We start from the raw sequence: 25,071 nt of genomic DNA, 5'->3' as shown, positions 1-25,071 counted from the left end.
ATATAGTTTATAAGTGAAACTACACATTCGCTTATAAATTAATAGTGTAAGGGGAAACATAAAAAATGAGAAATATTTATATATTTTTCTTTATAACGCTAAATATATATGCAAACACTCCTTTAGATATAGTAAATAAACAAATCCAAGACTTAGAACAAAAAAGAGTATTTGAAGAGCAAAAAGCAAATAAAGCAAAAAAAATGAAAAGCTTTTTGATAAAAAGATAATAAAAATAGATCAAGACCTAGATGAAAAAAGTTGTATAAATATCAAAAATATTTATATAAGAGGTGTTACTGTTTTTGAAGATTGTTATTTTGATAAAATTATCGAACCATATTTAAACAGATGTAATGGTATTAGAAATTTATCAAATTTAAGAGATAAAATTACAAATAAATATATAGATAGTGGATTTATTACAAGTAAAGCTTATATAAAAGCTCAAGATTTAAATAATAATAGTTTTGTTATAGATGTATTTGAAGGAAAAATAGAAGAAATTTTATCAAAAGATGTAAATAGTTCAAATCTTTATTTAAATTATAAAAATAGAGTTTTAAATATAAAAGATTTAGAAGTAGCTCTTATGCAAGGTGATAGATTAAATTCACAAAATCTAGATTTACAATTATACGCTGGTAATGAACCATTTTATACAAAGATATATATAGAAAATAATAGCCAAAAAAATCCATATTATGGAACTATTGGAGTAAATAATTTTGGAACAGATTATACAGGTAAATATCAGATATATAATAATTTAAATTATGAAAACCTTTTAAATATAAATGATATTTTATCTTTTAATTTAAATACTACAAATAATGCCTTAAAAACAAAAAATAAAACTATAGGTAGTTCTATAAACTATTCAGTTCCTATTGAAAGAGCTTTATTTAATCTTTTTTATAATTACTCAAACTATAAACAGATAAATAGTGATTTCTTTGGAAATGATTTTCTTTCAAATGGTGATAATTACTCTTTTGGTGTAGAGATGGAATATAAGCTTTTTCATAATATTAACAATAATCTTAGTTTTATAATTAATTATGAAGATAAGAGTACAAGAAATTATTTAAATAATGCAAAACTTGATTTACAAAGTTATAAAATTAGACCTATTGGATTTGGATATAAACATAGTTATGTATCAAATAGTTTTGATTTTTATAGTAAGCTTTTATATCATAAAGGTATATCAGGTTTAAAAGAGGAGTTTTCTGAACAAAATATCTATTTTGATAAATTTAATTTAGATTTTGGTTTTAATAAATATTTTGATAAATTACATAATTTACAATATAACTTATTATTTAGAGGTCAATATTCAAATAATAATCTTTTTGGAACAGAAGAGATAAGTGTAGGTGGGATTTATAGTGTTAGAGGCTTCAATAATATAAGTTTGAGTGGAAATAAGGGATTTTATTTAAGAAATGAAATCTTACAAAGATATTATATAAGCCAAGTTGTAATTATGCCTTATGTAGGTTTTGATTATGGATATATAGATGATAATATTTATAGTAATGCTGGAAGTATAAGTGGAACAGCATTTGGAAGTAGATTTTATTACAAAGATGTGAGTTTTGAAATCTTTTATAATAGACCTAAAAAAGAGACAGAATATACAAAAGAGCAAAGCTCTGATTTTTATGGATTTAGTATAGTTTATAGTTTTTAGGAGGGGGGAATAAAAATGAAAAATTATATAAAAAAAATAATTTCATTACAAATAACAACAAGCTTGTTTTTACAACAAACTCTAATAGCTAATAATTTGGCAGTAGATACAACTGCACCAAAAAATAATCAAGCAAATATAGAAAAAGCTAGAAATGGGGTTCCAGTTGTAAATATAGTGGCTCCAACTCAAAGTGGTTTATCTCATAATAAGTTTAGCGATTATAATGTAAATAAAGATGGACTTATTTTAAATAACTCAAATAAGCAAGAGGTAAATACACAACTTGCAGGTTATATTTATGGAAATAAGAACTTAAGAAATGGTACAGCAAAAACAATTTTAAATGAAGTAACAAGTAAAAATAGGACATATTTAAAAGGATTTACAGAAGTAGCAGGAGATAGGGCATCTGTAGTTGTAGCAAACCCAAATGGTATTTATATAAATGGTGCTGGATTTATAAATACTTATAAAGCAACTATCACAACAGGAAATCCAAATATTATTAATCATGAGCTAAGAGGGTTTGATATAAAAACTGGACAAATAGATATAGATGGAAGTGGCTTAAATGTTTCAAATGTAAATAAAGCAGAACTTTATGCAAAGACAATTAGTTTGAATGCAAAAATATATGCACAAAATCTTGATGTAGTAACTGGAGAGAATAAGATATTACAAGATGGAACTATTAAAAATATAGAAGATGTAGTAAAAGAGAAACCACTTTTATCATTAGACTCTAGCTCTTTGGGTGGAATATATGCAAATAAAATAAGCTTAATTGGAACACAAAAAGGTGTAGGGGTAAATCTTCCTATTGAGATAATTGCTCAAGATAGTTTAGTTTTAAGTGTAGATGGAAAAATATTTTTAGATAAAGTAAGTTCAGAAAAAGATGTAGAGATAGCTTCTAAAAATGACTCTATAAATACAAATATTGTTTATGCAAATAGTATAAATATGGAAGCAAAAAATGATATAACGAATGAAGAACTTATTATTGCACAAAACAGTATTAGTTTGAAAGCCAATGATATTGTAAATAAAAATGCAATAGCAACACTTAATAAAGATATAGATATAACTGCTAAAAATCTTACAAATTATAATACTATTTATTCAAACGATAGTGTAAATTTATATCTAGAAGATACTCTTTTAAATAGTACAAATAGTAGTGTAGTAGATTTGGCAAATGAAAAGGCAACTATTGAAGCAAAAAATAGTATAAGTATAAAAGCTAATAGAGTTGTAAATGATAAAGCAATAATAAAAACTCAAAATGAAGATATAAATATAGAAGCTTTTAGCCTAGAAAATCTAGCTGGTAATCCAAATATAAAAGGCTCTTATATACAATCTGGAAATTCAAAATCGATTCAAAATGGTACAAGAATAAATACACAAACAATAGCAAGAGATAGAGCTGGGAATACCTACAATGCTTTTACAATATATACAGATGTTATGAGTTATGATAAAAATTATATCTACTCTTCTATCATATCAGGTAATGATATGAATATAATAAGCAATAATATAAAAAATAACTATTCACTAATATTCGCACAAAATAATATAAATATAGAAGCTAATACCTTAGCAAATATATCAACAGATATTGTAAAATTAGTAACAACTCATAAAGATATCTATCAAAATGAGAGGTATTGTAAACATAAAGTTTTAGGAAAATGTGTAGACCATAGTAATCGTTCAGCTTATAGAGGTAGACAAACTACTTACAATGTAGAGGTAATAGATAGTGTAAACTCTACAATCCAAGCAGGTGGTAAAATATTTGCAAATTTAGATAAATTAGAAAATGGAATGCTAGAGAATAAAACATTAGAGTTTGATACATATAACTCTTTTAATAGTAGTTTGTTTAAAAATATACCTTTAAATAAAGATGAAGAGGGAAACTATAAACTACCAACAAATAGATATTCACTATTTACAACAACCAATCCAAATAAAAATCCAGAGTATCTAGTAGAGAGTAATCCTTTATATACAAACTATGATAACTATATAGGAAGTTCATATTTCTTCGATAAGGTTGGATATAGTCAAGATAGAAAAATAAAAAGATTAGGGGATGCAGCCTATGAAACAAAACTTGTAAGTGATGCAATCTTTAGATTAACAGGACAACGAAGTTTAAATTTAGATTTCCAAAATGAGAATCAACAGTTTGTAGTATTGATGGAAAATGCAGTAAATCTTAGTGGTATTTTAGAGTTAGAATTGGGTAAACCTCTATCTAAAGAACAAATAAATAATCTTACAGAAGATATAGTTTGGATGGAAGAGAAAATTGTAAATGGGCAAATAGTATTGGTACCAGTTGTATATTTGGCAAAAGATTATAAAACAAAAGGTGCCTCTATAGTTGCAAATAACATAGATTTAGATATAAAAGATGGTTTAAACAGTAGTGGAACTATAAAATCAAATAAAGATATGAATATAGATGCAAATAGTATCACAAACAGTTCAGGAGTTCTTTTATCAAAAGGAAAAGCAACACTTATTTCAAATGAAGATTTTATAAATAAAAATGGTGGGCAGATTAAAGGAGATGAAATAGCTATTGCTTCAATAAATGGAAGTGTGATAAATGAGACATATTCAAATACCTATACAGAAGATAGTATTTTAAATAAGAAGAGTTTATTTGGGACTAAACAGGTAAAGAATGGTAATTTTACAAATACCCAAATAGGAAAAACAAGTAGTATAGAAGCAAATAATCTTTTAATCTTTGCTTCGCAAGATATTACAAATAGTGGAGCAAATCTAAAAGCAGAAGAAACACTACAACTTCAAACACAAAGTGGAGATATAAATTTAAATGCAATAAAAAAAGAGAGTGGATATAATTTAAATTTTAGTGGTGGGTTTGATAAGAGTAAAGATGTAGAGTATCAAACATCTAATATAGAAGCAAATAATATCTTAATGCAAAGTGGAAATAATATAAACCTACAAGCCACAAAACTAAAAGCAAAAGAGGATATAAATTTAAGTGCTTCAAATGATGTAAATGTAGAGGCATTAAATAATGAGTACTATAGAGATAGACAAACAACTACAAAAGGGTTTATGAGTAAAAAAACAACAAGAGATATGGTTCAAAGATTAGGGGGAATCGATGATATACAGAAATCGTTTGCTCATCAAAAAATAAATAATAACAATATTAAGAATATAAAAGTTGAAGCACCAAATCATGGAATAATTATTTACCCAACAAGTATATTAAATTTATATGAACAACTTATTAATGACCATTCTAATTTAGATAGTAAAGATGTTTGGAAGCAGTTTAATGAAAAATAAAATTATAGCAATAATTTGTGTATACATAATTTTTATTTTTGTTTATATAGATAATAATTCAAATATAGAAGTATTAACTAAAATGTTAATACTATTTTGGATGCTTCTTTTTTTTAATAATAGTGAAGGTAAAAAAATATTTTTTATTTTTTATTTTTTATCAAATTCTGAGACTGATAGACATATGTCCAATTTCTTATTTATAATAATTGGTTTATTGTTTCCTATGTATAGTCTTGTTTCATTAAATATAATAAGAATAAACTACAAGTATTTTCTTAAGTATAATGGTGTATTTTTGATTGTAATATTAGTCTTCTTTTTTAGGGATTATTTTGGATTTAAAACAGGTATTGCAAATATGACATATACTAAATTTGATATATTTTTGTTTATCTTAACTGTGGTACAAATTTTATTTGCAATTTATTTTTCCAAATTAATATTGTTAATTTCTAAAAGAAAAGTTTCTTCAGAAAATTATTTCAAAAATAAAAGGTAAAATTTGAGTATAAACCCAATAGTAAATAAAAATTTATTGTTAAACCTAAAAGCAAGAGAGAGTATAGTTTTAGATAGTTTAAGTGATATAAATATAGTAGGGAGTAATTTAGAATCAGAAGAGAATATAACACTAAGCTCAACGGTTGGAGATGTAAATATATTAAGCTCAACAGATAGTTATAGCCAAAATATAGATGAGAAGCATGGAAGTGTGAAGATAAGCTTAACATTACAAAATGAGTATGTAGAGATAGCACAAGCAGTAGATAGTGCAGTAAAGAGTGCAGAGCAACTAAAACAGACCAAAGAGGATTATAGTAACTATAAGAGTGAAGTAAAAAAACTAGAGAATACTTTGAGTGAATTAAAACAAAGCTATAAGAATAAAGAAGTAGGAGTAGATTATAGTGATATAGAGGATTTAAGTGATTTTATAGATAACTTAAAATCACAAGAGAAATACTATTTAGCAGCAATAGCAAGTGCAACAGCAGATTTGGCAAGTAAAACAACAGCTATTGCAACACAAACAGCAACAGCTGCTGCTTCAAGTGGAACATTAGGGTTTAGTGCAGGAGTATCTTTAGATGTAGATGGAAGTAAAACAAATACCCAAAATAAAACAACAAGCTCAAATGCTTCAAATCTAGTATCAAACAGTATAACAATCAATGCAAAAGAAGATACAAATATAGAAGGTTCAAATTTAGTAGCAAATGATAGTTTGAATATAAATACAAATAAGCTAAATGTAAAAGCAAGTCAAGATACAACACAAAATAGTGAGAGTTTAAATGGAAGTGTAAACCTAACAATGTATGGAGGTGGAGGAGGGACTGCATCATTAGGTGGAGGAAAACAAAGTTTCCAAAGTAATAGTGTAATAAATAATAACTCACAACTACTAGCAAATAATGTGAATATAGATGTAAGAAATGATGCAAATTTAATAGGAGCTTCTCTAAGAGCAGAAGATACACTAAATTTAAATGTAGGTAATAATCTAATAGTTGAAAGCTTAAGAGATGAATATTCTTCAAATCAATCAGGATTTAATGTAAATGCAGGAATGGGTGCAAATACAACAAATGCAGGATTATCTATGAATAATAAAGTAAGCCAAAGTAAACAAACAGTTCTAAGCTCTATAACAGGAAATGAAATAAATATAAATGTAGCAAATAATACACACCTAAAAGGTTCATTAATATCTAGTGATGAAGATAATCTAAACCTAACAACAGATACTTTAACATTTGCAAACCTTTCAAACTCTTCTTACTCTTCAAGTAAGACTTTAGGTGGAAGTGTAAGTAGTAATGTAAAAGGAGATGTTTCAAACCTAGGATATAACTCTGAGAATTCATTAGAAACAAATGCAAGTAAAACCTTAGCAACATTAGGAACAGGGAATATCATAATCAAAGATAAAGATAATTCAGATGATATAACAAAACTAAACCAAGATACAGATGCTATAAATAAAGATTTGTACTCAAGCCAAACTGGAACAAAAGTAGATGCGACTTTGGATACAAGACTTCTAACCGAGGATGGAAGAAAAGAGATAAAAGATGATATTTATACAGCAAGTGCAATAACAAAAGCAATAGAACAAATAACATCAAATGATAAAGTAGGTATAAAAGACTTCTTTGATGAAACACAACAAAATGTAGATGTGTATAATGCGATGAAAACAAAGATAGCAAATAGTGAAGAACTATCAAAATATTTGCAAGATCCAAACCTAGACCCATTAACAAAACAAAATATGCTACAAGAGATAGCAAGTACAGTAATGCAAGAATTGGGATATAAATCAAATGAAGTAAAAATCATAAGTACAGATGAAACAGGAGCTAATAATACACAAGTAAAAGGATATTATGATTCAAATACACAAACAAGTTATGTAAATGATAAAAATAATAACTCAACAAGTGAATTAGTATCATCAACAGGACATGAAATAATGCATGATATGGATAAACAAAAAGAAATATTTATTTCAAATGATAAAGACCAAAATATCTATGCAACAAACTTTGGGAATAATTTGGCATATTATGTCAATGGAGCACTGTATATAGTAAATGGAGGAAACCTAGCAAGTACAAATAATCATAATTTAGGGATAGTAACAGAGTATCCATCAGTATTTAATACAAATAATTTATTAACTGGAAATAATAAAGAGTTTGCTGGACTTGATAAAAATAATGGTGATGATTTACCAATAATTCCAATAGTAATATTGGGAGTAAGTGCTTTTCAAACTTATCTTAATACACCAACAAATGAGAATGATATACATAGAGGAATAGAAGGAGAAATAGATAAAAATATGAATCAACCAATGAAAAAAGTAATAAATAAATCAGGAGAAGTAATAAATCTATTTGGAAATGATTTAAATACTTTATATGTAAAAAGAGATGAGATATCACAAGATATTTCAACTGCTTATAACAATATGCCTGATTGGGCTAAAGAATTAACAATTATTCCTGCAATGTCAATAGTTGAATATGGAGCAACTGGTTGGCTTCCTAAACCAATATTGAATACTTATGATATTTATTCTGGACAAATTTTTGATACTATTCCTATATCTAAATGGGGGTGGTTAGGGAAAGTAAATGATTTATTAATTAAAGAAGAGCAGAACAAAGGAAATACTAATGGAAAATAGTAGCCTTTTCGATAAACTTAGTGGTAAATTTTTAACAGCAATTATTATAATAGTTTTTGGGATGTATATTATTATAAATCCTTCTTATACAAAATGGGGAACAGATGAAACAGCCAATACTATTATAGGGATAATATGTGTCATATTTGGTTTTATTGTGGCTATTTATCAAATTATTTCTATCTATAAAAGTTATAAAAAAGATAAAGAAAATTAAAATAAATGAAAAATATTATATTATCTATATTCTTTATTACTCAAAGTTTAAATGCTTCTTTAAATATAAATGTAGATGGAAATACACATTTAAAAGGTTCATTAATATCTAGTGATGAAGATAATCTAAACCTAACAACAGATACTTTAACATTTGCAAACCTTTCAAACTCTTCTTACTCTTCAAGTAAGACTTTAGGTGGAAGTATAAGTAGTAATGTAAAAGGAGATGTTTCAAACCTAGGATATAACTCTGAGAATTCATTAGAAACGAATACTTCAAAACCCTTAGCAACATTAGGAACAGGGAATATCATAATAAAAGATAAAGATAATTCAGATGATATGGATAGATTAAATAGAGATAAAGATAATGTAAATAAAGATTTGTACTCAAGCCAAATGGAATGACCCCAAGTTAGTAGACAATTTTTTAATCATTTAATACCTTAGATTGAGTAACACTTTTATTTTATCTTTTCTCAAATTCTTTTAGAGTTATAAAAAATTCTATATATTCAAATAATATTATATAATACTTGACATTATCTGACTAAAGTTATATAATCCAATTAGCAATTAAACATTAGGAGTGCTAAATGAATAATATATTTGAAAAAATGACAAATCAACTAAGAGAAGCTATTGATAGTGGTTTAAATCTAGCTTTACACAATAAAAACCAAGAGATAGAAGTAGTACATATTTTGTGGGCTTTGCTTACAAATACAAACTCAGTATTAAATCAACTATTAAATAAGATGAATGTAAACAAAGCTGCAATTGAACTTGAAGCAAAATCAAATGCAAGTAGACTTCCAACTGTAAGTAGTGTTACAAAAGAGAATATTAAAGTATCAAAAAAATTATACGATAGTTTTCAAAAAGCAGCTGGACAGATGTCAAGCTTGGGAGATAGCTATATAGCAATTGACTCTTGGCTTATAGCAAACTTCGATGAGCCAACTATTAAAGAAATTTTAGGAAAATATATAGATTTAAAAGAGGCAAAAAAAGAGCTTGAGGCTATTCGTGCTGGAAAAACTATAGATAATCAAAGTGCTGATGATAATCTTGAAGCTTTAAATAAATATGGAATAGATTTAAATAAACAAGCAATTGATGGAAAACTTGATCCCGTTATTGGTAGAGATGAACAAATAAACAGAATGATGCAAATCTTGATAAGAAAAACAAAAAACAATCCAATCTTACTTGGAGAGCCAGGTACTGGAAAAACTGCAATTGCTGAAGGTTTAGCTCAAAGAATTGTTGCAAAAGATGTTCCAACATCTTTATTAAATAAAAGGGTAATTGCACTTGATATGAGCTCACTTATTGCTGGTGCAAAATATAGAGGAGAGTTTGAAGATAGACTTAAGTCTGTAATTGATGAAGTTAAAAAAGATGGGAATGTAATTTTATTTATAGATGAGATTCATACAATTATAGGAGCTGGTGCTAGTGAAGGAAGTATGGATGCTGCAAATATTTTAAAACCTAGTCTTGCAAGGGGTGAATTGCATACAATTGGTGCAACAACACTAAAAGAGTATAGAAAATACTTTGAAAAAGATCAAGCAATGCAAAGAAGATTTCAACCTGTAAAAGTTGATGAGCCAACAGTAAATGAAGCTTTACAAATTTTAAGAGGTATTAAAGAGAAACTTGAAACTCATCACAATGTTACTATAAATGATAGTGCATTAGTTGCAGCTGCAAAGTTATCAAATAGATACATTACAGATAGATTTTTACCTGATAAAGCAATAGATTTAATAGATGAGGCAGCAGCAGAACTTAAAATGCAAATTGAGAGTGAGCCAACAGCATTATCAACAATAAAAAGAGAGATTCAAACTTTGCAAGTTGAAAAAGAGGCTTTAAAGATGGAAAAAAGCCAAAAAAATGAAGATAGAATTAAAGAGATAGAAAAAGAGCTTGCAAATAAAAATGAAGAGAAACAAAATCTTGAAGCTAGATTTGAAAATGAGAAACATACATTTAATCTAACAAGTGATTTAAAAACAAAAATTGATGAGTTAAAAACTAAAGCAAATATTGCAAAACGAGAGTCAAAATTTGAAGAGGCTGCAAAAATAGAGTATGGAGATATTCCAGAGTTAGAGAAAAAAATTAAAGAGAATGAAGAGAAATGGGCAATTATGCAAAAAGAGGGAACTCTTTTAAGAAATAGTGTAGATGAAGAGAGTATTGCAACAATTGTCTCAAAATGGACTGGAATTCCTGTAAATAAGATGCTTGATAGTGAGAAACAAAAAGTATTAAAAGTTGAAGAGGTATTAAAAAAAGATGTTATAGGTCAAGATGAAGCTATAAAAGCAATTAGTAGAGCAATTAAAAGAAATAAAGCTGGACTTAGTGAAGTTAATCGTCCTATAGGAAGTTTTTTATTCTTAGGACCAACAGGAGTTGGAAAAACAGAGAGTGCAAAAACATTAGCAAAATTTTTATTTGATGATGCAAAGTCACTTATTAGATTTGATATGAGTGAATATATGGAAAAACACGCTGTTTCAAGACTGGTTGGAGCAGCACCTGGTTATGTTGGATATGAAGAGGGTGGTCAGCTAACTGAAGCTGTTAGAAGAAAACCTTATAGTGTAATACTGTTTGATGAGGTTGAAAAAGCACATCCAGATGTATTTAATATACTTTTACAAGTTCTTGATGATGGAAGATTAACTGATAATAAGGGTGTTACAGTTGATTTTAAAAATACAATTATTATTTTAACTTCAAATATTGGAAGTGCTAGAATTATTGAAATTAGTGATAAAGAAGAAAGAAGAAAAGCTGTAATGGATGAGTTAAAAGCTCATTTTAGACCAGAGTTCTTAAATCGACTTGATGATATTGTAATTTTTGAGCAGTTAAATTTAGATGCTATTACAAATATTGTTGATATTTTATTTGCAAATATAGAGAAGAAATTACTTGAAAAAGATATAAAAATAACACTCTCAAAAGAGGCAAAAGAGTACATTGCAAAAGTAGGATTTGACCCTGTATATGGAGCAAGACCACTAAAAAGAGCAATTTATGAGATAGTTGAAGATAAACTAGCTGAGCTTATTTTAGAGGATAAAATAAAAGAGCAAAGTTGTGTTGATTTTGATTTAGAAGATGACAAGATAGTGGCAAAAATATCTTAAAGCAAAGAATAGTTTAAGTAAGATTTGCCTATAATCCACAACTTAATTTTGAAAATTTAAAAGGGTAAGAGTAAGATGAAAAGAACATATCAACCACATAACACTCCTAAGAAAAGAACTCACGGGTTTAGAGTAAGAATGGCTACAAAAAATGGTAGAAGAGTAATTAATGCAAGAAGAGCTAAAGGAAGAAAAAGATTAGCTGTTTAAGTAAGGACTTTAGGCTAAATAGCCAAAAAGAGTTCAATAAACTTTATAAAAGCGGTAAAAGTTGGCATACTTCAACTTTTGTCGCTTTTTTTATGCCAAATTCAAAATCAAAATTTGCATTTGTAGCTTCAAAAAAGATTGGAAATGCAGTTTTAAGAGCAAAGGCAAAAAGAAGATTGAGAGCTACACTACTACTATATGATAATCGATTAAAAGATGGAAGTTATATTTTTGTTGCAAAAAATCCTATAAATGAAAAGTCATTTATAGATTTACAAAAAGATTTTAATTTTGCTTTTAAAAGACTTGAACTACTTAAATGAAAAGTATTGGTAAGTATTTAATAAGATTTTATCAAAAATATCTAACAGTTCTATCATATGGTTCGTGTAGATATTATCCAACTTGTTCACAATATGCACTTTGGCAATTAGATAATAATAGTTTTTTTAAGGCTATTTTTTATACAATATTGCGTATTTTAAAGTGCAACCAACTTTTTGCTGGTGGGTTTGACTATCCAGTTGTAAATAGGTTAAAAAAAAATCAAAATATCAAATATAATAAAATCAAAATAGTATATTGGTATATACCCACAAAAAATGGGAAATTTCTAGCAGTAAAAAACAGGGAGTGGAAGAAGTAGAATGAACAATGGTAATAATATAAACGGCGGATTACAAAAACGACTAATTATAATGACTGTAATGGTTTTTGTATTTTTTATAGCGTATGAGTTTTTGGTACTTAAACCAAAACAACAAGAGAGATTGGCTCAGGCAAAAATTGAACAACAGCAACAAGCAAATGCAGCTCCTGAAGTTCAAAATATTGTAGAAAATTCAAATAGTAATAGTGTCTCTGCACCAGCTGTAGTAGATAATAAAAGTATAATTGCAAAGATTACAACTGAAAAAAATGTTATAGAGATTGATAATCTAGGAAGAGTTGCACAAGTTACACTTTTAGAAACTAAATACAAAGATGAAAATCAAAACCAAATAAAACTATTTAAAGCAGATCAATTAAGACCTTTAGAGCTTAGATTTCAAGATCCAGCTTTAAATAATGAAGCTTTCAAAGTTGATATGCAAGCTAGCTCTTCAACAATAGATGCTACAAACTCTGTTCAAGAGTTGGTTTTAACACAAACTTTAAGCAATACAGTTTTAACAAAAAAGTTTAAATTTTATCCAGATGGTCACTATGATTTAGAAGTTAGCTCTACAAATGATAAACAATTTTTTATCACAAATGGATTTAGACCAGATGTAATTGCAGATATGTACGCAGTTCATGGATTTATGGGTAAATTAGCTGATGATACTTTGGAGACTATTGAAGATGGAGGTTTAAAAGATCAAAAAACTTTAACAGGAGTTAGTTTTATCTCTAATTTTGATAGATACTATGCAACTGTTATTTACAATTTTAATAGAACATTCCAAGTAACATTAATGCCAGATAACAATAGAGATTCACAAGCGTTTATTCACGCTGGATCAAATATTAGTTTTAGTGGATTTATGGGACCAAAAAATTATAATGATTTAAAAGCTTTAAATCCAGAGCTTATTGATGTTATTGATTATGGTTGGTTTACATTTATAGCAAAACCTATGTTTACACTTCTTCAATTTATCCAAAGTTATGTTGGAAACTGGGGTTGGACAATTGTTATTCTTACAATTTTAATTAAACTTGTACTTTATCCTTTATCATACAAAGGTATGGTATCTATGCAAAAATTAAAAGAGCTTGCTCCAAAAATGAAAGAGATTCAAGCAAAATATAAAGATGATAAGCAAAGACAATCTATGGCTATGATGGAACTTTATAAAAAACATGGTGCAAATCCAATGGGTGGATGTCTGCCTCTTTTATTACAAATTCCAGTTTTCTTTGCTATTTATAGAGTTTTAATTAATGCAATTGAGTTAAAAGGTGCTCCTTGGATTTTATGGATTAAAGATTTAGCAGAGCTTGATCCTTGGTTTGTATTACCAATTTTAATGGGTGCAACAATGTATATTCAACAAAGAATTACACCAATGACAATGCAAGATGAGTTACAAAAGAAGATATTCCAAATGTTACCAATTGTATTTACATTCTTCTTCTTATGGTTCCCAGCAGGATTAACACTATACTGGTTTGTAAATAATCTATTTACTATTGCTCAACAATATACTATTAATAGAATATTTGAGAAGAAAAAAGCTGCAAATAGAGCAAGCTAGGAATATACAATGAAAAAGTTTGAAGCTAATAGTTTAGAAGAGGTTTATGACCTAGCTAAAAAAGAGTTTAATTGCTCAATTACTGAGTTGGTTATTGAAGTAATTCAACAACCAGCAAAGGGTTTTTTAGGTTTTGGGAAGAAAAAAGCTATTATTTGTGCTTACTGTAAGTGTGAAAATCAAGGACAAAAAGATAGTTTTAAAACTTATAAAAATAAAGATGTAAAAATTGAAGATGTAAACTCAAGAATAGAGAACTCTAAAAAAAATGAAGAGTTTGAAGATATTAAAATTGAGAAAAAAGAAGATATTGTAAAAGTACCAAGTGTAGAGAAAAAAGAGAAGATTTTTGATAATTTTTATCACGAAGATAAAGATAAAGAGGTTTCAAAAATAATTATCAAAAAACCAAAAGATGAGATAATTAAAGAGATAAAAGATGGTTTAAATCTTCTATTTAGTGATACTTGCTTTAATTTAGATGATGTAAAAGTTAGTTTTTATGATGATGAGACGATTTATATTGAGTTTTATGGAGAAGATTCAGCTTTGTTAATAGGTAAAGAGGGTTATAGATATAAAGCTCTATCATATATTCTATTTAACTGGATAAATGATAAATATGGACTTATGTTAAGACTTGAAGTTGCAGAGTTTTTGAAAAATCAAGAAGTTGCTATTAATTTATATTTAGAGCCTGTTATTGAGATTATTAAAGAGAGAGGTAATTTTAAAACAAAACCTCTTGATGGTATTTTAGTTCATATTGCTCTAAAAAGATTAAGAGAAGAGTTCCCTTTAAAATATGTTGCAGTTAAAACAAATATTAAAGGTGAAAAATATGTACTTGTAAATGAGTACAAAAGTAAAGAGGATTAAAAAAATTGTATTTAGATGATACAATTGTAGCTATTGCCACTCCTTTGGGAGTTGGCTCTATTTCAATAATTAGAGTCTCTGGTTCAAACTCACTAAATATTGCACAAAAAATCTCAAAACTTACAGATATAAAACCAAGATATGCAACTTTATCATATCTTTATGATGAAAAAAACAATCCAATAGATGAAGCCATAATACTATATTTTAAAGCTCCAAACTCTTTTACAGGAGAGGATATAGTGGAGTTTCAACTTCACGGTGGAGTTGCAATTGCTAATTTGCTTTTAGATTTAGTTTTATCTTGTGGTGCTAGAATGGCAAATGCTGGTGAGTTTTCAAAAAGAGCTTTTTTAAATGGAAAGATTGATTTAAGTAAAGCAGAAGCAATTTCAAAGATAATTGAAGCAAAGAGTCAAAGTGCTGTTAAACTTCTAGCTAGACAGTTAAAAGGTGAGCTTAAAGAGTTTGTTGAAAGCATTAGAGAAGATCTTCTTTTTATGCTTGCATATACAGAGGTTAGTATTGATTATGCAGAAGAAGATTTACCAAGTGATATTTTAGAGAAAATTGAAGAGAAAATTGAAAAAATCACTTTAAAACTAACAAATACTTTAAGTGCAAGCAAAAGAAGAGAGGGGCTAATTGAAGGTTTTAAAGTAGCAATTATTGGTAAACCAAATGTTGGAAAATCTAGTCTTTTGAATAAACTTTTAAACTATGAAAGAGCAATTATCTCAAATATTGCAGGAACTACAAGAGATACTATTGAAGAGAGTATAAAAATTGGTTCACATATTATAAAAATAGTTGATACAGCTGGAATTAGAGAGGATACAACTGATTTAATAGAGAAAATTGGAATTGAAAAATCAATAAAAAGCATTGAAGATGCAAATATTATTTTAGCTTTGTTTGATAATAGTGAAAAAACATCAAATGAAGATAGAAAAATTTTAGAGCTTATAAATAGTGTTAGTGATAAAACTGTTATAAAAATTTTAAATAAAATTGATATGCAAAACTCTTTTGATAGGAGTTGTTTGGGTGAATATTTAGAACTATCTACAAAATATAGTATTGAAGAGTTGATTTCAAAATTAGAGGATATTTTAAATAGAAGTATTGGAGAAGATGAGCTTACTCTTGTTTCAAAAAGACAGGTTCAAAGTGTTGAAAAAACTTTAGAAAATATAAATTTATCAAAAAATCCACTTAAAACTGGAGAGTTAGAGTTTTTTGCTCACTTTATAAATGAAGCTTTGTTTGAGATATCAAATATTACAAAACCATATGATAATGATGAGATGTTAGATGTAATGTTTGGTGAGTTTTGTTTAGGCAAATAGCCTAAACATCACTTGGTTTTGTGTAGCTTATAAGTTTTGCATTAGTTTTATCTATATCAATCCAACTGTCGCAGTCAAAATCAATTTGCATTAAAGCTCCCTCTTCAAACTTCTCTTTAAACCCCACAAGAGTAACTGCAAGAGCTGTTAAAGATGGATTGTGACCAACAATTAGCATTGTATCAACTGTATCATAAGTGTAAGTAATAGTCTCTATTAACTCATTTACAAAAGCCATATATAAAACCTCATTTAACATAATAGTTTTTGTATAATCTAGCTCTTTTGCAAATATTTCAGCCGTTTGTCTTGTTCTTACAGCTGGACTTGCAACTATTAAATCTATCTTTGGATCTTTACTTGCCAAATATTTTGCCATTTTAACAGCTTTTTCTATCCCCTGTGCTGTTAATTCTGTATCGTAATCATATTCGTTTACAACTTCTCTCTCTTTTGTAGTATGTCTTGCTATAAAAACTCTTTTCATATTTTCCTGCTTAAATAAAAATGCTAAATTTTAACCTTATCTTTATAAGAAAAATATAAAAATAGCAAAACAATAAAAAGAGAGTAACAAATTATGAAAAAATTTATCAAATATCTACTATTTACCTTGATTTTTATAATATCTTTTCTGATTTTATATTTTATTTTTGAATACTCTCTTTCAAGATATTCAACACCATATAGTTTAAAAAATGGCGAGTATGAGATGTTTGTAAAATCAAATGGTGTTCACACAGATATTGTTTTACCACTTAAAAGTGATATTATAAATTGGTTCGATTTTTTCTCTTCAAGTGACACTTTAAGTAAAAGAGATGATTTTTCATATATTAGTATTGGTTGGGGTGATAAAGGTTTTTATCTTGATACTCCAACATGGGCTGATTTAAAAGTCAAAACAGCAGTTGTAGCAGCTCTTGGACTTGGCTCAACTGCTCTTCATATAACATATTATGATGATATTATTGAAGATGATTTAACATATAAAATCTATATATCAAAAGAGCAGTATGAAAAAATTGTATCAAGGATAAAAAACTCTTTACAATATAAAGATGAAAAAGTTATAAATATAAAAACAAATGCACAATATGGTCAAAATGATGCTTTTTATGAAGCTATTGGAAGTTACAGTATTTTTTACACCTGTAACACTTGGACAAATAGTGTTTTAAAAAGTGCCTCTTTACCAGCTTCATTTTGGACAGCATTTGATGAGGGAATTTTATATCAATATAAAAATCTAAAAAGTAACTATTAATCTAAATTTGATAGAATTCGCAAAAGTTTAAGGAGATAAAATGGAACAGGCTAAAACAGTATTTTTTCTAACACTTCTTACAGTATTATTTGTATTTATAGGATTTAGTTTTGGTGGAACAAATGGAATGTTAATAGCATTTTTAGTTGCATGTGGAATAAATTTTTATGCATATTACTATTCAGATAAGCATGTTTTAAAAAGATTTAATGCAACACCAATTGAAGATATTAGACATCCAATATATAGAATAACTCAAAAATTGACTCAAAGAGCAAATCTTCCTATGCCAAAAGTTTATTTAATAGCAGATCATACACCAAATGCATTTGCTACAGGAAGAAATCATGAAAATGCAGCAGTTGCAGTTACAATGGGACTTTATGAGATGTTAAATGAAGATGAGCTTGAAGGTGTAATTGCTCATGAATTATCACATATAAAACATTATGATATTTTAATTGGAACAATAGCTGCAGTTTTTGCTGGGGCAATTGCTATGATTGCAAATATGATGCAATTTAGTACAATGTTTGGAAATAGTAGACAAAATTCAAACCCTATAGTTATGATTGTTATGGCAATTTTACTACCACTTGCTGCTTCAATTATTCAAATGAGCGTTAGTAGAAGTAGAGAGTTTATGGCAGATGAAGGAGCTGCAAGGATGACAAAAAATCCAAGTGGACTTCAAAATGCATTAAGAAAACTTGAAAATTATGCACAAAGAGGAGCTGTTTTAAAAAATGCAAGTGAAGAGACAGCTCATATGTTTATAATAAACCCTTTTTCAGGTTTAAAAAATAATTTTGGAAATCTTTTCAGAACACATCCAACAACATCTGATAGAATTGCTAGACTTGAAGAGTTAAAAAAAGAGTTAAGATAGATTAAACTATCTTAGCTTTTATATGCAATAACTCTATTTTTTCCCTCTTTTTTTGCTTTAAATAGTGCCAAATCTACCTTTCTTATTAGTTCATGGCTTGAGATATTTTCATTTGCTTCTATAACTCCAAGACTAATAGTAACTCTTTGATCATTTTTAAATATATGACCTTCAACATTGTTTTTTAGTTTTTTTGCCAAAATAAAACTACTATTTAAATCACTTTGTGGAATTATAATTGCAAATCTATCTCCAGCAACTCTTGAAATAAAAACATCTTTTGGAAGAGTTGCTTTTGCTAAATTGGCTATTTGTTTTATTATAGTATCACCAAAATCATAATTAAAAGTGGTATTTATATTTTTTATATCATCAATATCAAAAACAACCAAAGAGAAGCTATTTTTACCATCTTTTAGATTTTGATGAAAAGTTTCTAAAGCTTTGTAAAACCAATCTCTATTGTAGAGTTTTGTCATATTATCTATTGATGCTTGTTCCTCATTTAAGTTTTTAGATTTTGCAAGATAGTTAAATTTTTTAAGAAGAATATTTGATACAATAAATGCAATAAAAATTGATACAACAATAAATATAAGTGCTAAAAGAAGTGTTAAATAGATATTTTTATCATAAGTTGCCTCTTCACTTTTTATTTTTTCTTCTACTTTTTTCTCAATTTCACTTGGATAAAATCCACTTCCTAGAATCAAGTTTGTTTCAGGAATTAGTTTTACAAAAGATATTTTTTCTTCAACTTTATTTGTATTTGGATTTAGCCAAAGATAGTTTACAAATCTATCATTTTGATAATTTGTTGTTATTGTTTTTACTGCACTATTATAGTTTTCATCTTCAAGAATAAAAAGATTTTCTCCCTCTAAAAAGTTTAAAAATGAGTGTAAAATAACATTTCCAGAGGTGTCAAATATAAAAAAATAATCACTAGCATTGCTATTTATATTTTTTATAAGATTTAAAAAAGAGCTATTTAATATATTTTTATTTCCAGTTAAAATAATCTGGTTTTTATATATTTGAATAGCTATCTCAACATTTGTTTTAACTTGCGTTTTCTCTTGTTCTATCAAAGAGTTTTTATATAATAAAAAATTATTTTCTAAACTACTTTTGTAGCCAGAAATTATTAGATAAAAAATCATTGCTACAACTAAAGGCAAAATAGTAAGTGGGGCATATCTAATAAAAGATATAATTCTTTTTTCCATATTCAATACTCTTATTCTCTATATTCTAATTGCGTTCATTCTATCTTAAAGCCCACTCAAAAAATGAAAAAACTTCAATTTTAAGTTGATTGTTTTTTATTTTATTACTATTTGAAACAGTGATTATTTCAATATTTGAAATATTTAGCTCAATTGATATTTTTGTTATTTTTTTAAGTAAAGTAGCATTTGAAACTTCATTAAAAAATGGTATACAAACAACTGCAGTTGAAATTTGTGGTATATAAAAATCTATATAATCAAGATAATAAATATCTTCATAACTATTTATCAGTTCCAAAAAAACCATATTTGTAAACTCTTGTTTAAATCTTTTTTGAAAATTTATAGCACTTTGAAATGCGTGATTGTAACTATAAATCTTTTTTAAAGAGTTTTTTTGCTCAAATTTATCTAAAAAAAAGATTAATCTTTGCTCTTCAAAAATTTTGCAACTCTCATAAAATCTATCTTTAGAGATTTTCATTCTCATTTTTAAACTATTAAATAGTTGAAAAATAGACTTTTTTTCATCAATATTCTCTAATAAAAGTAGATAGATATTTAAATCTGTACTATCTTTAAAGTTTAGATTTATAATCTCTTGAGTTCTTGACTCTTTTTTACTCTCTTCAATAAAAAGTATCTCAGGAGAGTTTCCATATTTTAAGAAACTATTAAAACTAGAGGTAATATTTAGTTGTTTATTGTCAAATAGAAGATACTCTTCAAAATCTAAGTTATTTAAAAATATTTTTGAAAAACCATCTATATTTATATCTTTAGTTGCAGATATAATAATATTTTCAACGCTAATTTTTTCAATTGATTCAAAATTAGGATTTTCTAAAACTAAAACTTTTATCTCATTTTGATTAATAAAATCTTGTAAAGATTTTAACTCTAATTTGAAATTTCTATTTTTTATATCTAAAAAATCTATATATAAAATCTCTTGTTTTTTAAAGTTTGATAATAGGTCAAAAATCAAATAAGTTTTACCAACTTTAGGAGCACCTACAATTATAGTTTTATTAAATACAATCTTTTTTTTTCTCTCCAAAAAGTTTATTTTTGGAAGAGTTTGTTCATAATTTTCATTTAAAAAACTCATTTTTTACTTAAATTTATAGCCTCTTTTATTGCATTTATATAGCTTTTTGTATCTATTTTTTCATTTTTATATGCAATATTAAAGGCTGTTCCGTGATCAACACTTGTTCTTATAATTGGAAGATTAAGACTAACATTAATACTCTCATCAAAATATAAAGCCTTTAATGGTGCTAAACCTTGATCATGATACATTGCTATAAAATATTTAAAATTCTCTCTTGAATTTGGTGAAAAAGCTGTATCAGGTACTAGTGGACCTTTAAAAATATCCTCTTTTAACTCTTTATTAGCTTTTTTAATAGCTTTAAAAATAACTACCTCTTCATCACCTAAAACACCATTATCACCTGCATGTGGATTTAATCCTAATACTGCAATATTTTTAGCTTTTACATTTTTGTAAAAATCAATAAAAAAACTTACTAAATCTTTTTCAATAATCTTTTTAGGAACTTTTTTTAATGCAATATGTTCTGTAAAAAGTGCAACATACATTTTAGGACAACCCAACATCATAATTGCATGTTTTCCAAAAAAATCTCTTAAAACCTCTGTGTGACCTTTGTATTTTATACCAGCTTTGCTCCAAGACTCTTTGTTTATTGGAAGTGTACAAATTGCATCAACCTCTTTTTTATGTGCTAGTTTAATTGCATCCATAAATGAGTCAAAAGAGTATTTCCCAGCTTTTTTTGAAACCTCACTAGGCTTTATAGCAAAATCACCTTTTGTTTCAAAAAGTTTGAAATCTTCTGGAATATCAACTTTTAAAAGTTTTGAAGCTTGATTTAACATACTTTTATTTATACAGTAGATTGGATTACAAATTTTTTTTATAGTTTCATGCTCTTTTAGAGCAATTTCAATTCCAATACCATTTAAATCGCCAATGCTAATAGCTATTTTTTTAAGTTGTTTACTCATTGATTAAATTTTTCATATCTTCAATTGCATTTTTTAAACCTGTAAAAACAGATCTAGCAATTATACTTTGTCCAATATTTAACTCAATAATCTCTTTTATTTCACAAATATGTTTAACATTTTGATAGTTTAAACCATGTCCAGCAGCAACTTTTAAATCTAAATTTGATGCAAAATTGGCAGCTTGTTTTAAGTCAAGTAGGCTATTTTGTAAAAGTTCTTTAAGCTCTGCATTTGTCAATTCAAGATATTTAATAGAGTGTTGAGTTCTTCTTAAATTTGTGTGAAGCATTGCATATATATTTGCAAAACTTCCTGTATGAAGCTCTACCCAAGTTGCACCTAACATATTTGATAATTCAATTGATTTACTATTTGGATCAACAAAAAGTGAAACCTCTATATCATTTTCTTGTAGTTTTTCAATAGTAGTGTTGATTTTATCAAAGTTTTTATCTAAATCAAGTCCACCTTCTGTTGTAACTTCATCTCTATTCTCAGGTACCAAAGTTACTCTATTTGGTTTTAGATTACAAACAATATCAATAATATTTTCATTTATAGAGCACTCAAGATTTATAGGTAGTGCTGATTGTTCAATTATAGCTTTAGCATCTAAATCATGGATATGTCGTCTATCCTCTCTTAAATGAATTGTAATTTGATCTGCACCTGCAAGTTTGCAAATACTTAAAGCATCTAAAGGGTTTGGATCATTTATTTTTCTAGCCTCTCTAAGCGTTGCTATATGATCTATATTTACTCCAAGTAGCATTTTATTTCCTTTACTGTTTATGATAAATCTTTTAGTGTTGCAATATTTGCTGCTAATTTATTGTGAACTTCTAAATACTCATCTTCATTTTTAGAATCAGCAACTATTCCAGCTCCTGATTGAAAAATTATCTTATCTTTAGTTAAAAGAGAAGTTCGTATAGTTATTGCACTATCCATATTCCCATCAAATCCAAAATAGGCTACGCTTCCTGAATAAAAACTTCTTTTTATTTTTTCAAAGTTTGCAATTAACTCCATAGCTCTTATTTTTGGAGCTCCTGTCATAGTTCCTGCTGTAAATGTTGCCATAAATAGATCAAACATATCATATTTTTCATCTAAAACAGCCTCTACATCACTAACCATATGCATAACATGAGAGTATCTTTCAATTCTCATTAAATCAGTTACTTTAACACTTCCAGCCTTTGCTACTCTTCCAACATCATTTCTTCCTAAATCAACAAGCATTAAATGTTCAGATCTCTCTTTTAAATCATTTAAAAGCTCATTCTCCATCTCTAAATCTTTTTGTAAAGTTGCCCCTCTTTTTCTTGTACCTGCAATTGGTCGAAGAAGCATATGATTATCTACCAATCTAATCATAACTTCAGGGCTACTTCCAGCAATACTAAAATCTTCAAATTGAAGTAAAAAAAGATAAGGACTTGGATTTTTACTTCTTAAAGCTCTATAAAAACTTAAATGATCTACAACAGCACTTTGAATAAATCTATTTGAAATTAAAATTTGAAATATATCTCCACTTTTAATCATCTCTTTTGCATCTTCTACCATAGAAAAAAACTCTTCTTTTGAATAGTTAAATTTTCCTTCATCTAAAATAGTAGCTTTTTTCAAGGCTGTATAGTTATATGGTTTTAGAAGCTCTTTTTCTATAACTTCAAGCTCATCTTTAAGCTTATTAACTGAAGTTAAAATAGTCAATTTTGAACTTTTATGAGAGTAAGCAAGAATTATTTTTGGTCTAATTAAATCAAGATCTGCAATATCTAGTTGATCTTTTAAATTTTGCATACTATTTTTTAGTTTTGGTTCAAACTCTTTGCTAATATCATAACCAATATTTCCAATAAAACCATCAATTAAACCAATTCCAAGCTCTTTAGCACTCTGTTTATAAATCTCTTTATCAAACTCTTTATAATATTTTTTTAAAAATAGTAGTGGATTATTATCAACTTTTTTGATATCTCCACTCTCATTTTGAAAAAAACATTCACTATTTTTGTACCAAATTCTCTCTCTTGCACCAATTATTATATATGAGAAGTTCCCATCATTTCCACTACTAATTGTACTTTCAAATAAAAACGAAAGCTCTTTAGGGTAAAGAGCTTTTACTTTTTCATAAATTGATACAGGTGTAAATTGATCCAAAAATAGAGTTTTGTTATAAAAAATCATTTAATTTCTTTAATAAAAGCTGATTGAATATTTAGCTTAGTTTTTATATTTGGCATTTGAGTATTTGCGTTTGCTCTACTACTATATGGTCCAATTAAAAGTTTATTTAAATTACTTTCGTTTATGATTTTGTATTCAAAACCATTTTGTTTTATTTTTTGTAAGTATGAACTATCTGGAGTGTTTTTAAATGCACCAATTTGAACATAAAAACCTTTAGAAGTAGATGTTGTAGTCTCAACTGCTTTTGTAGTTGTATTTTGAGTGCTTTTACCTTCAACTAACTCTCTAATAGATTTTTTAGGTTCATTTTGTGTAGCAGGTGCTTTTCTCTCTTCAACTTTTACAACTGGAGCAATAGTTTTTTTCTCTTCAATTTTTTGAATCGTTTTATCTAAATCTTCATTTGTAATAGTACTCTCTTTAGGCTCTTCTACAATCTCTTTAATAGAGTTTAAATTATCTAAACTATCATTTTCTTTTATATCTTCTAGTGATTGTTCTGCACTTTTTCTATTTGTATCATCAAGAATTTTTTGATAACTCTCTTCAATGCTACTCTCTTTTGAGATATTTGTATCACTACTTGATGAATCTTGTGGCATAAAAGGATCACCTTTTTTATCTTTATTTGAAAGAAGTCCAACAATAACAACTGTTAGTAAAAATAGAACTAATAAAATAGCTCCAAGCATAAGATATTTCTTCTTGTTATCGCTTCTATTAGATCTCTTTTCTAAGATTAGGCTATCAAACTCATCATTACTATTTTCTAATTCAATATTGTTTTGAAGTCTTTGAATCTCTTCATAACTGTTGTCACTGTTATAAGCACTATTTAGACTATTTGATAGATTTAAATTTTGCATATTTGATTCTGCTTGATTTAGTTCATTTAATTTTCTTTTTAACTCTTCGCCCTCTTGTTTCAACTGAACTTTTTTTAAAAAATCATCACCACTTATTTGCATAGCCTATCCTTTTTTTAAAATTTTTACTTAATATGTCGAACTACTGTAAATCACAAACTTACTAGCTAACTCTTCAAGCTCTTTGTTTATTTTTTTATGTAACTCTTTATCTTCAATATTATCTAATACATCACAAATTTTATTTGCAATATAT

At 27.1% G+C, this 25,071-nt stretch carries 22 protein-coding genes and 1 pseudogene; 16 read left to right on the top strand and 7 right to left on the bottom strand.

The window, feature by feature from the left end:
• Nucleotides 1-65 precede the first annotated feature (65 nt).
• The 14 genes and pseudogenes from CRU94_RS09740 to mnmE all read left to right on the top strand — a co-directional run bounded on the left by CRU94_RS09740 (nt 66) and on the right by mnmE (nt 16,316).
• Complete coding sequence (locus CRU94_RS09740; protein WP_258237439.1) at nt 66-230, top strand: hypothetical protein; 165 nt, start codon at nt 66-68, stop codon at nt 228-230.
• Nucleotides 227-481: pseudogene (locus CRU94_RS09815) on the top strand (POTRA domain-containing protein); the annotation flags it as partial. The gene CRU94_RS09740 and the pseudogene CRU94_RS09815, both read left to right, overlap by 4 nt.
• 111 nt (nt 482-592) lie before the next feature.
• Nucleotides 593-1,696, top strand: coding sequence for a ShlB/FhaC/HecB family hemolysin secretion/activation protein (locus CRU94_RS08480; RefSeq protein WP_258237438.1), 1,104 nt, complete (start codon nt 593-595; stop codon nt 1,694-1,696).
• Nucleotides 1,697-1,711: 15 nt separating this feature from the next.
• Nucleotides 1,712-5,047, top strand: a complete 3,336-nt coding sequence (locus tag CRU94_RS08475) for a filamentous hemagglutinin N-terminal domain-containing protein (protein WP_129106352.1) — start codon at nt 1,712-1,714, stop codon at nt 5,045-5,047.
• Nucleotides 5,048-5,552: 505 nt separating this feature from the next.
• Nucleotides 5,553-8,246, top strand: a complete 2,694-nt coding sequence (locus tag CRU94_RS08470) for a hemagglutinin repeat-containing protein (protein ID WP_129106351.1) — start codon at nt 5,553-5,555, stop codon at nt 8,244-8,246.
• Entirely contained in the window at nt 8,236-8,463 is a 228-nt protein-coding gene (locus CRU94_RS08465) for a hypothetical protein (protein ID WP_129106350.1), read from the top strand. Before CRU94_RS08470 ends, CRU94_RS08465 begins: the two co-directional genes overlap by 11 nt.
• Nucleotides 8,464-8,468: 5 nt before the next feature.
• The gene (locus CRU94_RS08460; protein ID WP_129106349.1) at nt 8,469-8,873 is read left to right on the top strand and encodes a hypothetical protein; all 405 of its coding nucleotides are present in this window, start codon (nt 8,469-8,471) and stop codon (nt 8,871-8,873) included.
• Between the two features lie 188 nt (nt 8,874-9,061).
• Complete coding sequence (locus CRU94_RS08455) at nt 9,062-11,638, top strand: ATP-dependent Clp protease ATP-binding subunit (RefSeq protein ID WP_129106348.1); 2,577 nt, start codon at nt 9,062-9,064, stop codon at nt 11,636-11,638.
• Nucleotides 11,639-11,713: 75 nt separating this feature from the next.
• On the top strand, nt 11,714-11,848 hold the full coding sequence (gene rpmH / locus CRU94_RS08450) for a 50S ribosomal protein L34 (RefSeq protein ID WP_024775877.1): 135 nt from the start codon (nt 11,714-11,716) through the stop codon (nt 11,846-11,848).
• Nucleotides 11,836-12,171: a ribonuclease P protein component gene (rnpA, locus tag CRU94_RS08445; RefSeq protein WP_082946344.1), complete on the top strand. Its 336-nt coding sequence runs from the start codon at nt 11,836-11,838 to the stop codon at nt 12,169-12,171. Before rpmH ends, rnpA begins: the two co-directional genes overlap by 13 nt.
• Nucleotides 12,168-12,494 (top strand): membrane protein insertion efficiency factor YidD, encoded by a 327-nt coding sequence (gene yidD / locus CRU94_RS08440; protein ID WP_129106347.1) that lies wholly within the window; start codon nt 12,168-12,170, stop codon nt 12,492-12,494. Before rnpA ends, yidD begins: the two co-directional genes overlap by 4 nt.
• A 1-nt stretch (nt 12,495) precedes the next feature.
• Nucleotides 12,496-14,088: a membrane protein insertase YidC gene (gene yidC, locus CRU94_RS08435; protein ID WP_129106346.1), complete on the top strand. Its 1,593-nt coding sequence runs from the start codon at nt 12,496-12,498 to the stop codon at nt 14,086-14,088.
• A 9-nt stretch (nt 14,089-14,097) separates the two neighbouring features.
• Nucleotides 14,098-14,967, top strand: a complete 870-nt coding sequence (locus tag CRU94_RS08430) for a Jag N-terminal domain-containing protein (protein ID WP_129106345.1) — start codon at nt 14,098-14,100, stop codon at nt 14,965-14,967.
• 5 nt (nt 14,968-14,972) lie between these two features.
• On the top strand, nt 14,973-16,316 hold the full coding sequence (gene mnmE / locus CRU94_RS08425) for a tRNA uridine-5-carboxymethylaminomethyl(34) synthesis GTPase MnmE (protein WP_129106344.1): 1,344 nt from the start codon (nt 14,973-14,975) through the stop codon (nt 16,314-16,316).
• 1 nt (nt 16,317) lies between these two features.
• Here mnmE and CRU94_RS08420 read toward each other — a convergent pair whose 3' ends face one another.
• Nucleotides 16,318-16,803 (bottom strand): SixA phosphatase family protein, encoded by a 486-nt coding sequence (locus tag CRU94_RS08420; protein WP_129106343.1) that lies wholly within the window; start codon nt 16,801-16,803, stop codon nt 16,318-16,320.
• Nucleotides 16,804-16,896: 93 nt separating this feature from the next.
• On the opposite strand from CRU94_RS08420, the gene CRU94_RS08415 reads away from it, so the two are divergent.
• Together CRU94_RS08415 and htpX are read left to right on the top strand one after the other, a co-directional pair.
• A complete protein-coding gene (locus tag CRU94_RS08415; RefSeq protein ID WP_129106342.1) occupies nt 16,897-17,583 on the top strand; it encodes a TIGR02117 family protein in 687 nt (228 codons plus the stop codon).
• A gap of 40 nt (nt 17,584-17,623) precedes the next feature.
• Nucleotides 17,624-18,472, top strand: coding sequence for a zinc metalloprotease HtpX (gene htpX, locus CRU94_RS08410; protein WP_066159432.1), 849 nt, complete (start codon nt 17,624-17,626; stop codon nt 18,470-18,472).
• 11 nt (nt 18,473-18,483) lie between these two features.
• Here htpX and CRU94_RS08405 read toward each other — a convergent pair whose 3' ends face one another.
• The 6 genes from CRU94_RS08405 to CRU94_RS08380 are packed head-to-tail and all read right to left on the bottom strand — an operon-like array spanning nt 18,484 to nt 24,917.
• Nucleotides 18,484-19,701: a diguanylate cyclase gene (locus CRU94_RS08405; protein WP_129106341.1), complete on the bottom strand. Its 1,218-nt coding sequence runs from the start codon at nt 19,699-19,701 to the stop codon at nt 18,484-18,486.
• A gap of 40 nt (nt 19,702-19,741) precedes the next feature.
• Nucleotides 19,742-20,815, bottom strand: coding sequence for an AAA family ATPase (locus tag CRU94_RS08400; RefSeq protein ID WP_129106340.1), 1,074 nt, complete (start codon nt 20,813-20,815; stop codon nt 19,742-19,744).
• Nucleotides 20,812-21,741 (bottom strand): 4-hydroxythreonine-4-phosphate dehydrogenase, encoded by a 930-nt coding sequence (pdxA, locus tag CRU94_RS08395; RefSeq protein WP_129106339.1) that lies wholly within the window; start codon nt 21,739-21,741, stop codon nt 20,812-20,814. Before pdxA ends, CRU94_RS08400 begins: the two co-directional genes overlap by 4 nt.
• Nucleotides 21,734-22,516: a pyridoxine 5'-phosphate synthase gene (locus CRU94_RS08390; protein ID WP_129106338.1), complete on the bottom strand. Its 783-nt coding sequence runs from the start codon at nt 22,514-22,516 to the stop codon at nt 21,734-21,736. The genes pdxA and CRU94_RS08390 overlap by 8 nt, the downstream gene beginning before the upstream one ends.
• A gap of 17 nt (nt 22,517-22,533) precedes the next feature.
• Entirely contained in the window at nt 22,534-23,946 is a 1,413-nt protein-coding gene (locus tag CRU94_RS08385) for an anthranilate synthase component I family protein (protein ID WP_129106337.1), read from the bottom strand.
• Nucleotides 23,943-24,917: an SPOR domain-containing protein gene (locus CRU94_RS08380; protein WP_129106336.1), complete on the bottom strand. Its 975-nt coding sequence runs from the start codon at nt 24,915-24,917 to the stop codon at nt 23,943-23,945. The genes CRU94_RS08385 and CRU94_RS08380 overlap by 4 nt, the downstream gene beginning before the upstream one ends.
• Nucleotides 24,918-25,071: the final 154 nt, after the last annotated feature.

This window comes from Arcobacter sp. AHV-9/2010, from assembly GCF_004116575.1.
GTDB classification, from domain to species: Bacteria; Campylobacterota; Campylobacteria; order Campylobacterales; family Arcobacteraceae; genus Aliarcobacter; species Aliarcobacter skirrowii.
This window is presented reverse-complemented; position numbering and strand designations above follow the sequence as displayed.